The following is a 12,476-nucleotide window of genomic DNA, read 5'->3' on the forward strand; positions in this document are numbered from 1 at the left end:
TACACTTATTAGTAGTATGTTAAGTGTATTTTCTCTATACAAAAGACAGTATAGTTTTAATTATCTTCTCGATTTAGAATTTTAAGAGATACTTCATCAATTTTTGCTCCACTAATTTTTAAAATAGTAATTTCAAAATTATCGAGTTCAATAACCTCTTTTTCTTCAGGAATATTTTCTGTATGTTCAATAATAAAACCTCCTAAAGTTTCATAAGCTTCAGATTTTAAAATATTTAATCCATATTCTTCATTTAAGTAATCTATTTCTAATCTTCCTGAAAAATTAAACTCAGTATTACTTATTTTTTTCTAAAAATTCTTGAGAATCGTGTTCATCTTCAATTTCACCAAATAATTCTTCTACAATATCTTCAACCGTAATCATACCAGAAGTACCTCCATATTCATCTACAACTACAGCTACACTTTTATGCTTTTTCATTAATGTATTTAAAATATCATTAATCATCATAGATTCGGGTACAATTTCTAGAGGCAGTAAAATAGATTTTATTGTTTTTGGTTTTTTAAATAATTCAAAAGCATTTACATAACCTACAACGTCATCTAAAGAATTTTTATAAACTAATATTTTAGACAAACCAGATTGGATAAAAGCATTTTTTAAATTAGTAACATTTTCATGAATTTCAACAGCTTCAATTTCGGTTCTAGGAACCATAACTTCTCTTGCTTTTACGTTCTGAAACTCTAGAGCATTTTGAAAAATTTGAATTTCAGAATCTACCTCGTCGTCTGTATTACCCGTTTCTAATTGTTCATTAATATAATTACCAAGTTCCTCTTTGCTAAATTCAGTTTTTTGTTCATCAGCATCTGTTTTAAAAAATACTCGTAAAAAGAAATCAGATATTTTAGTAATAAATTCTGAAAAAAATGAAATAAGTAATAGAAAAAATAAGCAGGAATAGCAAAAACTTTAAGAACCTCGTTTGCATAAATTCTAAAAATAGCTTTTGGTAAAAACTCTGCTGTAATTAAAATTATTAATGTAGAAATTAAAGTTTGTACTAGTAAGATAGAAAAGTCATTAAAATTGTTTAATGGAAGTATTCTTATTAAGAATTTCCCCATATAATAACTATAAATTACTAATGATATATTATTACCAACAAGCATAGTGGTAATAAATTTTGATGATTTCTGAGTTATTTTAGTAAGGATTTTTGGTATAAAGCCTTCTCTTTTTTTCTAACTCAATATGCATTTTATTTGCTGAAAAAAATGCGATCTCCATACCCGAAAAAAATGCGGATAATAAAATTGATACAATTATAATAATGAGTTCAACTTCCATTAAGAACTTTAAAAACTATTTATTTTGATTGTTTCTTTTTTCTACTTTTTTTCTAAAATATCGTTTAAAGAAAAAAACTAAAGTAATAAAGATAGCAAAAATAAAAGACAAAATAGCTCTTCCTTTATCTGAAGTAAAGCTAGTTATTGCATCAATCAAGAAAAAAATAGCAATTACTATATAACCGTATTGAAAAAGTTTCCAAATTTTATTCATAAAAATATTATTCTGAGGTTTCTAACCTTCCTGTTGTTTTTTTTGCAAAATGTTTAGATAAATCATCTTTAGATTCAAATCCTATTCCAAAAATAGTATCTTTTTCTTTAGTAAGCTTAAAGGCTTTTTCTGAAACAAAATATTTAGTCTCTTCATCCCAAAATAATTGTTCTGTTTCTAATCTTGATTGATCTGTATGATTAATTACAACTACATTTCCTTTAATTTCAGAAATAGAAGTTTTTGCATAAGATAAAGCGTAATTTCCTGTAATGGTAACAGAATCCGAACCTTTGTTTTCGAAATTTATAATTTTAATTCCTTCTGGAAATTCACTATAAGGATGCTCTTTTCTATTACTAAAATCTAGCATTAATGGCGTTATTAATTTTGAAGTAATTCTTCCAGAATCTTTATATACATGAAAAGCATTTTTAGCAGAGCCAACAGGTAAATTTTTATCTGCTAAAAAATCTCTAACTTTTTGTGTATCATTAGAACAAGAAAAAAGCATTGCCAATACATAAAGTACAGCAATGCTTTTAATTATTATATTATATTTCTTAATCACAAAATATTAATTAGGAACTCTTACTGTTTCACCAATCCAACATTTAATTGTATAACTACTTCCTGGAGTAACTCCTTCTGTAAAAATAATTTTTTTACTAGGTAAATTGGCTCTGTATGAAGCTATATATTTTCTTGCTGCAGAAGAAATACTAGGGTCTACAGATGATGCTTTTTGAGCTTGTCTTAAAGCTGCTGCATAAACCATTCTTTTTTCAAACTCGTTGCTACCGCAATTATTAACACTAGATTGATATAATCTTGCAATTAACAAATAAGCTTTACCAAAATTAGGATTAAACTTTAAAGCTTCTCTTGCTAGACTTCTTGCTTTAGATAGTTGTCCTCTAGATTTTGCTGCTTGTGCAAATTTTAATTTAGTTTTAGCCTTTTTTAATGGATCTGTTTCTAAATCAAATGCTTTTTGTCTCATAGCTGTTGCTCCAGAAGTATCTCCATTTTTTTCTAAAATACCAGCATAAAAAGAATATGAATCTGGTGATGGTGCAGATTCTGCATATGCTTTAGCTAAAGTTTCGTATAAAGGATCTTCTTGACACCCTTTATTAAACATTCTAGACACTGCTCTTCTTAACCAAGTTGCATTCCCTTTATTTGCTTCAAAATCTCTTTGATATAATGGCACTAAACGCTCACATGTTGCAATTTCAGAAATAATTGCATCTAAACCACCTTCTACTTGTCCTAATGCTTTTGAATTTATTTTATATGCTCTTAATCTTCTAGCTTCTTTTTTACTTAAAACTACAGTAGAGTCTTTAGTTAATTTACTAATTTTCTTAGAATAATCATCTAATTTTTCACTTACAGACTCAAGTACATCATCATAGGTATCAAATACTTTTTGTGGGGCAGTATCTTTATTTCTTGCTGTAATACCTTTAAAGTATTTAAAAATATTTTTTACTCCCATATCTCTTGGAGAGATATTATATGCTGTTTCTAATATTTTGAAAATTTCATCTTCAGAAGCCAAGTTATTTTTTGCTAAATATGTAGCATAATCACTATGTGCTTTTGCTAAATTATTTTTAACATCATGGTGTTTAGGAAAATACTGTAATCTCTGCTCATAAACTTTTTTAGCTAAAGCAGGATCTTTTTTAACATCTTCTGCTAAAGTTGAACCATATTTATAAATATTTACAGATAAATCTTGACAATTACTCATTAAGTATTCCCAGTTAGGAAAAGCCTCATCGTATTTTTTAGATTTAAAATCTCCTTTAAAAAGGTTATATTTTATAGTACACTCTCTCTTAGCATCATCTTGCGCATTTGTTTTCCCAGTCGCTAATAGCATAGTTACTGCTAGTAAAAACGTAATTTTCTTCATTTTAGTTGTTTTTTATTAATCAATTTTTCTCTTTATAAACCAAAGATCAGTCAAAGATAGGCTTAATCTAAAGTTAAAATAATTTTCTTCAATTAAATTGTTGTCTGTAGTTCCTCTTTTTCCAAACTCAAACCCCATATTTACAGTAGACATTCTTTTTAATGGTAAACCTAAACCAAAAGACATGCCAAAGTCGTCAACTTTAGCAAAATTTGAATTATTTCCAGATCCATCTACCAATAAACCTGTTTTTTCAAAACGCAAACCGGCTCTATAAGTTACTCTATTCCAATAACTAGAAATAGAATTAATTTTAGGCAAATAAAAACCACCCAAAGAAAATCTGTTCGATTTCCCATATTTATAAGCATTGTTTGTTGTATTTAAAAAACCTGTAGCTTCAATAGAGTTCTGATTTTCGTATTCTAAACCAGCATACCATTTATCTATTTTACCTAAACCAACACCTAAAGTAGTTTTTAAAGGCATATTAAACTTGCCATTTATACTAGAAGTAGAAGTAGTATCTCTTGGAATTTCTGTTCCTGTTGAAGAAAATGATAAAGAATACAAATAGTCATTACCAGTAACTTCAAAATCATTTCCTAACTTAAAAGTAGCACCAAGTGTTAATATTTTTTGGTCTTTTAGTTCCTTTTTGTATTGCGCTCCTAATTTTACAGAACCACCTCTTACAACAGCAACTTCTTCAAATTTAGTTGCTAATGCCACACCAATTTTTTGGTGTTTAATACTATTATCTATGTTACCAAAACTATAATCTGCCTCTATACCAACAGAGAAGTTTTTAAAAGGCTCAATACCAAAACTACCGTAAATTCTATTTACTCCACCATTTCCAGCAAAAAGTGAAACTTCTGAAATATCACCATTTGCATCCAAAATAGTATTAGACAAAGAGTAACCAACTGAAGATACAGGCTGTAAACCTAAAGACATACCTGCTTTTTGACTTAAAGGAATTCCTATAGCAATATAGCTTAAACTTGTTGAAGTTGAACTTTGTTTAGAAGTTCCGCTTTTTACAGTTAAATCATTATTTAACATTCCAAAAGCATATGTAGTATATCTTAAACTTGAATATGCTGCAGGGTTTGTAAAATTTAAATATTTGTAGTGGCTATAAGCAACACCTATGCCTCCCATTGCACTCTGCTCTACAGTTGTAGCATTAAACTCATCACCAATACCAAAAAAAGAATATGGAGACGAATTTGTTCTTTGAGCTGATAACGTAAAAGTTGTTATTAGTAAAAGTGCTATTAGAATCTTTCTAATCATTATTTATTATTAAAAATCAATATTCCATTTAATCCTTCTAGGAGAAAATTTTGATTGGCAAATATGCTACTTTTTAATTGTTTTGACAAGAAAATTGTATCTCCTCCTGTTAAAACAACTGTTAAATCTGTATATTTTTTCTTGTATTGATTAATAATTCCTTCAATTTCTTGTATAACACCGTTTACTACTCCAGAATTTATACTTTCCTCTGTGCTCTTTCCTATAAAACCAACAGGTTCTTTAGTATTTAGTAAGGGTAATTTCGAAGTATAATTATTTAGAGATTTATACCTTATTTTTATTCCTGGAGAAATAGCACCTCCTAAATACTCTTGTTTTTCATTAACAAAATCATACGTTATACATGTTCCCGCATCGATTATTAATACGTTTTTTTGTGGAAATTTAGAGACAGCTCCACAAACCAAAGCAATTCTATCTACTCCTAGAGTTTTTGGAGTACTATATAAATTTTTAAAAGGTACATTAGTTTGGGAAGAAACAAATAGAAAAGGAACCATTTCCTCTAACTTTTTTAGCTTATTTGGCGGTAAAATAGCTACACTTGAAATTATTGCAGAAGAAATTTTATGTTTTTTAATTATTTTTTTTAATTCAGAAATAATAACAACTCTATTAAAAACAAGCAACCCTACAACCTTATCTTTCTCAAATACAGCTACTTTAACCCTAGTATTACCTACATCAACTGCTAAATTCATTTTATCAATTTTTAATAATTTCAAAAATACAACACATTTTTTTAAGTTTTCTCTAGGAGATGTAAAAAAACGTATTATATTTGCATCCGCTAAGGCAATGGTACCTTAGCTCAGTTGGTAGAGCAAAGGACTGAAAATCCTTGTGTCCCTGGTTCGATTCCTGGAGGTACCACTTAAAACCCGAACATCTTGTTCGGGTTTTTTTATATCTTTTATTTATTTAAAATATCTCTAATAATTTTTAAATGATGATTTGTATGAAGCCTAAGAAACTTTATGGTTTGTTTTTTATTTAATTGCTTAAATAAAGGATGTATAAAGTGCTGATGATCCTTAAGAGTTGTTATTAATTTAAGATTCTTAGTTGCTAAATCTAACTGATTTTTTACATCTCCAATTGATATTTCTTCTGGCGGCAATACTCTTTTTGGAGACTTTGCCTTTCCTCTTGGAAAAAAACCTATAGTAAAAGTAATTAATCTTAATAAATTAAACTTAGAATTATAATCTCTAACATCTGATTTTATTAACGCTACAGAAACATTATTTATTACTTTTAAGGAATGATCTAAGTGCCAACCGACACTTCCTTTGGAAATTTCTTGATTTCCAACATCAAGATATTTTAAATAGCTATTAATTAATTCTAATTCTTTATTTAACATGTATAAACCTTTTTATTTTTAACAAAAAAATCCAACTAAAAAGTTGGATTTATATATTTATTTCATCATTTGAAGATTGTTAAGCTCTAAATTTGTAAGCTCTCTCCATCTACCTCTAGGTAAATTTTTCTTTGTTAATTCAGCAAAAATTACTCTATCTAACTTATTTACTTTGTAACCAACATGTTCAAATATTTTACGAACAATTCTATTTCTCCCAGAATGTATTTCTATACCTATTTCAGATTTTGGCTGCCCATCTACATATGACACTGCATCAATAAACACTTTTCTACCTTCAATAATAACTTCTCCTCTTAGCTTTTCTAAATCTTTTAAATCTAACTTTCTATCTAAAGAGGCATGATATAATTTACGAACATTATGCTTAGGATGTGTTAATTTTTTAGCTAAATCTCCATCATTAGTAAACAATAAAAGACCTGTAGTATTTCTATCTAATCTACCAACCGGATAAATTCTTTCTTTAGAAGCATTAGAAACTAACTCCATAACCGTTTTTCTACCACGATCATCATCCATCGTAGTTATATAGTTTTTAGGTTTATTTAAGAGAATATACCTTTTTTGCTCAGGTGTAATAGAAGTACCATCAAAACGAACTATGTCATCTGGCTGTACTTTATATCCCATTTCTGTAACAAGCTTCCCATTAACTTCTACACTACCATGTTCTATATAAGTATCTGCCTCTCTACGAGAACAAACACCAGAATTAGCTATGTATTTATTTAATCGAATTCCAGTCGATTCATTTGCTTTGGGGGTAGACTTTACTTTTTTAAAGTCTTTTTTAAAACTTTTTCTACTTAGAGGTGTGTTTTTTTTACCATCTCTTTGAGATGTACTTTTTTTACCTTCTTGTCGTCTTCTCGACGAGTTATTCTTTGAGTCCATTTATAAAATTTTGGCAAAGGTACTTAAATTGACTTTCTAATGCAGCCTATCTATTACTTTTTCTAATAATAGAGATGTATCTATAAAAACCAAACTAAGAACACCAACTAATAATAAAAGTTTTAAAATATTATGAAGAAATCGATACTGGTTCTGTCTTTTTGCTTTCCATAAATAAATACCAACAAAAGACAAGGTTATTAAAGCTGCATAAAAATAAAACCTCATATAACTTAAAGCCGGATAGCTGAATAAAATAATTATCGGAAAAAAAGTTGACAATAAAAGAAACAAAGACAATTGTTTTGTTTTTAACTCTCCATAAACCACCGAAAATGTTTTATAATTGTTTACTATCGCACCTTTTATATTTTCTAAATCTTTTATTAATTCTCTTACCATAATAACTAAAAACAAAAAAATTGCATGTACAAATATAATTTTAGAGAAGTTTTTATAATACACAAATACGGCAAAAAATGGTAAAATAGTTAACACTGTAGCAGATATTAATCCGGTAAAAGCATATCTTTTTAGTTTATGAGAATAAAACCAAATACTAAAAATATAGACAGAAAAAAACATTGCTGATTTTAAAGAAACAAACAATCCAAAAGTAAATCCTAAAAAATTTAAGAAAAAATAAAGTGATAATTTAGTTGATTGTTTTACATAATTATCCAAACCAGTTTTAACAGGTCTATTAATTTTATCTACTTGTACATCATAAAAATTATTAATGATATAACCAGCCGCAACTACACAAACTGATGCTAAGACGATATAAAGTAGATCTATATCAAAAAAAACATGTCTTATAGATTTTTCTGGTGAAAAGATAAATACTGCGGCTAAATATTGCGCTATGATTAAAACTAAAATGTTATAACCTCTAATAACCGATAATAAACTGAAGATTTTTTTAATAAAGTCTTCGTATTTGAAGAACTCATGAGTGTAATTTTTAGAACCTATAAACCAATTCTAATTTATAGTCTTTAAGGCTTTCTTGCGCTTTAGAAAAATCTTCTGTAAAACCCAAAATGTAACCTCCACCACCAGAACCACAAAGTTTTAAATAATAATCATTCGTTTTAATCCCTTTTTCCCAAACTTTATGAAAAGCATCAGGTATCATAGGTTTAAAATTCTTTAATACTATTTTTGATAGATTTTTTACATTTCCGAAAAGAGATTTCACATTTCCTTGTAAAAAATCTTCGATACAAGCATCAGTAGAAGCAGAAAATTCTTCACTCAACATTTTTCTAAAACCTTCATTTTTCATCTTATTCATAAAAATACTTACCATTGGCTCGGTTTCTCCAATTTGTTCAGAATCCAATAAAAACACAGCCCCTTTACCTTCCTTTTGAGATGGAATTCCAGCTGGTTCAATATTTTCTTTAGAATTAATTAAAATTGGTAAACTTAAATATGAGTTTAATGGATCTAAACCAGAACTTTTTCCATGAAAAAATGATTCCATTAGAGAAAAAACTTCTTTTAAACTCAACAATTTATCTCGCGTTAAGTTTTCTAGAACAGTAATCTTATTATTTGCATATTTATCATAAATAGAAGCTACTAAAGCTCCAGAACTACCTACACCATAACCTTGAGGAATAGAAGAATCAAAATACATTCCTTTTTCTAAATCTGTTTTAAATTCTTTTAAATTAAAAGAAACTAAATCTGAATTTAAAGCAGAAATATAATTGTAAAATTTGAATAAATTTTCGTTAGACGTTTTAGAATTTCCTTCTAAAACTTCCGTTGTTTTCAACGCTCCTCTGTAAGCATTAAAAGGTATAGCTAAACCTTTAGAATCTTTTATAATCCCATATTCTCCAAAGAGAAGAATTTTAGCGTAAAATAGTGGTCCTTTCATATTTTTTTAATCAATAGCAATGCAAAAATACAAATTAAATTTTTAAGTTAAATTATATCAAATATTTTTATAAAAAGTTTTCCAAACACCTACTTTCTCACCTTTTTTATATTTACCTCGAGATTGTATTTTTCCATTTTTATAATACGTTTTCCAACTTCCTTCCCTAAAACCATTAGCATACTTACCAACGCGTTGTGTTTCTCCTGTGTTATAATATTCTATAAAGTTTCCTTCTGGTTTTCCTTGAACATAATTTACTTTTTGAAATAGTTTTTCATTTTCGTAATAATAATTAACTACACCAATATACATTTCCTTATTAGGCTCATTAGTAACACTTAAACCTTGCATTTGTTTTTTTCCTGAAATATAATAGTCAATTATTAAATAACCTTTTTCTACTTTCTTTGGAGCAATCCTGTAATACTTAGCATTTTCTTTAGTTGTTAGATTCCAATTAGAATCGAACCAAATAGTTTCTTGGGCAGATAGAGAAGAAGTTAAAAACCCAACAACCATTACAATAATTAAAGTTGAAGTTTTCATAATATTAAGTTTTAAGGTAACAGATAGTTTTATCGCTTTTTTGCTCCAAAACCTGCTACATCACAAATATAATGATTTTTCTGGCAGTAATTAGATAACTGACTATCAATAAACTGAATTACATTTTCTCTTTCATTCTCAGGAAACAAAACGTGCACATTTGCACCTGCATCTAAAGTAAAACAGATGTTACTATTGTTTTCTTCTCTGTATTCCCAAATTTTATTAATAATTTCTAAAGTATTAGGTTTCATTAAAATAAAATAAGGATTACTAGTTAACATCATAGCGTGCAAGGTTAATGCCTCACTTTCTACTAATGAAATAAACTCTTTTATACTTCCTTCTTGTAAAATTTTAGACATTTTACATAAATTTTCATTTGCTTGTTTAAAACGATTTTCTGCGTACGGATGGTTATGCATTAAATTATGGCCAACAGTACTAGAAACTTGCTTCTCTCCTTTATCTACCAATAAAATTACATCTTGATAATTTTCAAAAATAGGGTTTATGCTGAAAGGAAATTGAACACCATATAAATCTGAACTTCCTTCAATTTCGGGGTGTTCTCCCCAAACTACTAATGGACCTTCTATACTTCTACTTGCGCTACCAGATCCTAATCTAGCTAAAAATGATGCTTTTTTATTGATAGATTCTACAGATAAATCAGGATTTAATTCTTGCTCTAAACTCATTAAACACATAGCAATTGCACTTAAACCACTTGCTGATGATGCAATTCCGCTTGAATGTGGAAAAGAATTTTCTGAATTTATTGTCATTTCATATTCAAAAATATAAGGACAATACTCTTGAATTCTTTTAAAAAATTCTGCAATTTTAGGCTTAAACTCTTCTTTTGGTTTTCCTTCAAAAAATAAATTAAAACTTACCTCTTCTGATTTTTCTTTCTTAACAAATTCTATAGTGGTTATCGTATGGCAATTGTTTAAAGTAAAACTAATCGATGCATTTTTTGGTATTTGAGGATTACTTTTTCCCCAATATTTAACTAATGCAATATTACTTGGTGTTTGCCAAGTAAAGCTAGCGTTATTAATATGTTTTATTGCTGATTTTACTAAAAATTGATCTGTATTCAAGGTCTAAAAATTTTTAAACAAAGATAAAGTTTAGCCTACACTTCTGCTAATTTTTGTAAAACGGATTCTTTGTAACCTCTACTAATTGGCAATGCTTTTTTATGAATCTCTATATGCTCATTAGTATAAGATGTAATATTTTTAAATGAGATAATAAAAGACCTATGAATTCTTAAAAATAATTTTGAGGGCAATTTTTGTTCTAAACTAGTAATAGTTTCTCTAATTACTATTGTTTTTTCTGTAGTAAATATTTTAACATAATCGCTTAAACTTTCTACATACAAAATAGAACAAAAATCTACTTTTACCATTTTTCTTTCTGATCTTACAAACATGAAATCATTATTAATTTCATGAACTTGAAGTTTAGAAATTTTTTGTGTTGCCTCTAAAAATCGATCAAAACTAATAGGTTTTAATAAATAATCTACTACATTTAAATTAAAGCCATCAATTGCATAATCTCTATATGCAGTAGTAAAAATTATTTGAGTCTTGTTATTTATTACTTTCGCTAAACTAAGTCCTGAAATCTCCGGCATGTTTATATCTAAAAAAAATAAATCGGTTTCATTTTCTTCTAAATGTAAAAGTGCTTCTGAGGCATTTTTACAACTTTTTACGAGTTCTAAGTTTGGAGTTTTAGAAATATAAGATGCAATAATTTCTCTTGCAATTGGTTCATCATCTACAATAACACAACTTAACTTATTCCTCATTTTTTAGATTGATTTTTAAATTAACTCTAAACGAAGTCACCTTTTCTACAATTTCTAGATTATAATTATTAGAATACAACATTTCTAATCTTTTTTTATGTTCTCTAACCCAATACCGTTTCTAGAACTTTTTTATTTTTTGATGAATTTTCTATTGAGAAACTAAGTTCTTTTACATCAACTTTTAATGTAATATTTACACTTACAACCTCATCAATTTGAGCACCGTGTTTAAAAGCATTTTCTACAAAAGGCAGGAGTAACATTGGTGCAATTTCTAATTTTTTATCAATTAATTTTTTATCGAAACGAATCTGTAATCCTTCTTGAAATCTTGATTTCTCTAAAGAAATATAATCTTCAATATGATTAATTTCATCCTGTAAACGTACTAAAGACTTATCAACCTGGTATAAAATATAATCTAATAAATTAGATAACTTTAAAATCATATCTGGTGCTTTATCAGACTTTTTTATAGCAAAACCATATAAAGTATTTAATGTATTAAATAAAAAATGCGGATGAATTTGCATTTTCAAAAATTTTAATTCTTGCTCTTTTAATTGCAATTGCGTTTGTAAAAATTTATTCTCTAACGTTTTCTTCTCTTCTAAAGATTTATAATTATGCTTTAAAATTTTAATAGCACTGGAAATCGATATTATTAACAAGACACAAACTAAAATAACTCCAGAATTTTTTGTTAATGCTGGCATTTGCTGAAACTCTAAATTATAAAAGAATACAAAACCAAAAACCACCGTCATTAAAACAGCACAAACAATAAAAACAACAGCATAAAAAGTATATAATAAAAATTGTCTATATCTTTTAGCTATTAAAAAACTAGGAATTAAATAGTAAACGAAAACGTAAGAAGAAGAAATGGAAATTGCACTTAAAATACTAGAAAACCAAAAAATAAAATTTTCATTATTAGAACCAACACTAAAAAAAAGTGAGAAAAAAACCATACTGCAAACCAAAAAAAAATATGTAAAGAACATTTTTTTACGATTTCAATTCTAGTTTTGTTCATTTTACAAATAAACTATTTTTTTATATTGTTTGAAAAAAATATAGACGAAATACATTTTTAACGAGTGATTTTACAACATTTAAGCTTTAT

The 12,476-nt window shown here is 27.4% G+C and carries 13 protein-coding genes, 1 tRNA gene and 1 pseudogene; 1 reads left to right on the plus strand and 14 read right to left on the minus strand.

Annotation, left to right across the window (positions count from 1 at the left end; all coding sequences use genetic code 11):
* Positions 1-56: 56 nt before the first annotated feature.
* The 6 genes and pseudogenes from N5A56_RS03225 to N5A56_RS03250 all read right to left on the minus strand — a co-directional run bounded on the left by N5A56_RS03225 (position 57) and on the right by N5A56_RS03250 (position 5,490).
* A pseudogene (locus N5A56_RS03225) lies at positions 57-1,320 on the minus strand (hemolysin family protein).
* Between the two features lie 15 nt (positions 1,321-1,335).
* Positions 1,336-1,536: a hypothetical protein gene (locus N5A56_RS03230; protein ID WP_265726627.1), complete on the minus strand. Its 201-nt coding sequence runs from the start codon at positions 1,534-1,536 to the stop codon at positions 1,336-1,338.
* A 7-nt stretch (positions 1,537-1,543) separates the two neighbouring features.
* Positions 1,544-2,107, minus strand: a complete 564-nt coding sequence (gene lptC / locus N5A56_RS03235) for an LPS export ABC transporter periplasmic protein LptC (protein ID WP_265726626.1) — start codon at positions 2,105-2,107, stop codon at positions 1,544-1,546.
* A gap of 6 nt (positions 2,108-2,113) precedes the next feature.
* Positions 2,114-3,463, minus strand: coding sequence for a tetratricopeptide repeat protein (locus N5A56_RS03240; protein WP_265726625.1), 1,350 nt, complete (start codon positions 3,461-3,463; stop codon positions 2,114-2,116).
* Between the two features lie 15 nt (positions 3,464-3,478).
* Positions 3,479-4,765, minus strand: a complete 1,287-nt coding sequence (gene bamG, locus N5A56_RS03245; protein ID WP_274270175.1) for a BamG family beta-barrel-assembly machinery protein — start codon at positions 4,763-4,765, stop codon at positions 3,479-3,481.
* A complete protein-coding gene (locus N5A56_RS03250) occupies positions 4,765-5,490 on the minus strand; it encodes a type III pantothenate kinase (protein ID WP_265726623.1) in 726 nt (241 codons plus the stop codon). The genes bamG and N5A56_RS03250 overlap by 1 nt, the downstream gene beginning before the upstream one ends.
* 99 nt (positions 5,491-5,589) lie before the next feature.
* On the opposite strand from N5A56_RS03250, the gene N5A56_RS03255 reads away from it, so the two are divergent.
* A tRNA-Phe gene (locus N5A56_RS03255) sits at positions 5,590-5,662 on the plus strand.
* Positions 5,663-5,702: 40 nt separating this feature from the next.
* On the opposite strand, the gene N5A56_RS03260 is transcribed toward N5A56_RS03255, so the two are convergent.
* The 8 genes from N5A56_RS03260 to N5A56_RS03295 all read right to left on the minus strand — a co-directional run bounded on the left by N5A56_RS03260 (position 5,703) and on the right by N5A56_RS03295 (position 12,321).
* Entirely contained in the window at positions 5,703-6,155 is a 453-nt protein-coding gene (locus N5A56_RS03260) for a DUF1569 domain-containing protein (protein WP_265726622.1), read from the minus strand.
* A 57-nt stretch (positions 6,156-6,212) separates the two neighbouring features.
* Positions 6,213-7,073: a pseudouridine synthase gene (locus N5A56_RS03265; protein WP_265726621.1), complete on the minus strand. Its 861-nt coding sequence runs from the start codon at positions 7,071-7,073 to the stop codon at positions 6,213-6,215.
* A gap of 36 nt (positions 7,074-7,109) precedes the next feature.
* Entirely contained in the window at positions 7,110-8,048 is a 939-nt protein-coding gene (locus N5A56_RS03270; protein ID WP_337994760.1) for a geranylgeranylglycerol-phosphate geranylgeranyltransferase, read from the minus strand.
* Positions 8,038-8,964: a mevalonate kinase family protein gene (locus tag N5A56_RS03275; protein WP_265726620.1), complete on the minus strand. Its 927-nt coding sequence runs from the start codon at positions 8,962-8,964 to the stop codon at positions 8,038-8,040. The genes N5A56_RS03270 and N5A56_RS03275 overlap by 11 nt, the downstream gene beginning before the upstream one ends.
* 57 nt (positions 8,965-9,021) lie before the next feature.
* Entirely contained in the window at positions 9,022-9,513 is a 492-nt protein-coding gene (locus N5A56_RS03280; protein ID WP_265726619.1) for a toxin-antitoxin system YwqK family antitoxin, read from the minus strand.
* A 29-nt stretch (positions 9,514-9,542) separates the two neighbouring features.
* Positions 9,543-10,622: a diphosphomevalonate decarboxylase gene (locus tag N5A56_RS03285; RefSeq protein WP_265726618.1), complete on the minus strand. Its 1,080-nt coding sequence runs from the start codon at positions 10,620-10,622 to the stop codon at positions 9,543-9,545.
* A 35-nt stretch (positions 10,623-10,657) separates the two neighbouring features.
* Positions 10,658-11,344, minus strand: coding sequence for a LytR/AlgR family response regulator transcription factor (locus N5A56_RS03290; RefSeq protein WP_265726617.1), 687 nt, complete (start codon positions 11,342-11,344; stop codon positions 10,658-10,660).
* Between the two features lie 104 nt (positions 11,345-11,448).
* The gene (locus tag N5A56_RS03295) at positions 11,449-12,321 is read right to left on the minus strand and encodes a sensor histidine kinase (RefSeq protein WP_274270176.1); all 873 of its coding nucleotides are present in this window, start codon (positions 12,319-12,321) and stop codon (positions 11,449-11,451) included.
* Positions 12,322-12,476 lie beyond the last annotated feature (155 nt).

This window comes from Polaribacter ponticola, from assembly GCF_026191475.2.
Classification (GTDB): Bacteria; Bacteroidota; Bacteroidia; order Flavobacteriales; family Flavobacteriaceae; genus Polaribacter; species Polaribacter ponticola.

Coding starts and splice junctions, on each gene's coding strand:
- N5A56_RS03230 (WP_265726627.1), bottom strand. CDS start 1,536: ATGAATAAAATTTGGAAACTTTTTCAATACGGTTATATAGTAATTGCT.
- N5A56_RS03240 (WP_265726625.1), bottom strand. CDS start 3,463: ATGAAGAAAATTACGTTTTTACTAGCAGTAACTATGCTATTAGCGACT.
- bamG (WP_274270175.1), bottom strand. CDS start 4,765: ATGATTAGAAAGATTCTAATAGCACTTTTACTAATAACAACTTTTACG.
- N5A56_RS03250 (WP_265726623.1), bottom strand. CDS start 5,490: ATGAATTTAGCAGTTGATGTAGGTAATACTAGGGTTAAAGTAGCTGTA.
- N5A56_RS03260 (WP_265726622.1), bottom strand. CDS start 6,155: ATGTTAAATAAAGAATTAGAATTAATTAATAGCTATTTAAAATATCTT.
- N5A56_RS03265 (WP_265726621.1), bottom strand. CDS start 7,073: ATGGACTCAAAGAATAACTCGTCGAGAAGACGACAAGAAGGTAAAAAA.
- N5A56_RS03275 (WP_265726620.1), bottom strand. CDS start 8,964: ATGAAAGGACCACTATTTTACGCTAAAATTCTTCTCTTTGGAGAATAT.
- N5A56_RS03280 (WP_265726619.1), bottom strand. CDS start 9,513: ATGAAAACTTCAACTTTAATTATTGTAATGGTTGTTGGGTTTTTAACT.
- N5A56_RS03290 (WP_265726617.1), bottom strand. CDS start 11,344: ATGAGGAATAAGTTAAGTTGTGTTATTGTAGATGATGAACCAATTGCA.
- N5A56_RS03295 (WP_274270176.1), bottom strand. CDS start 12,321: ATGGTTTTTTTCTCACTTTTTTTTAGTGTTGGTTCTAATAATGAAAAT.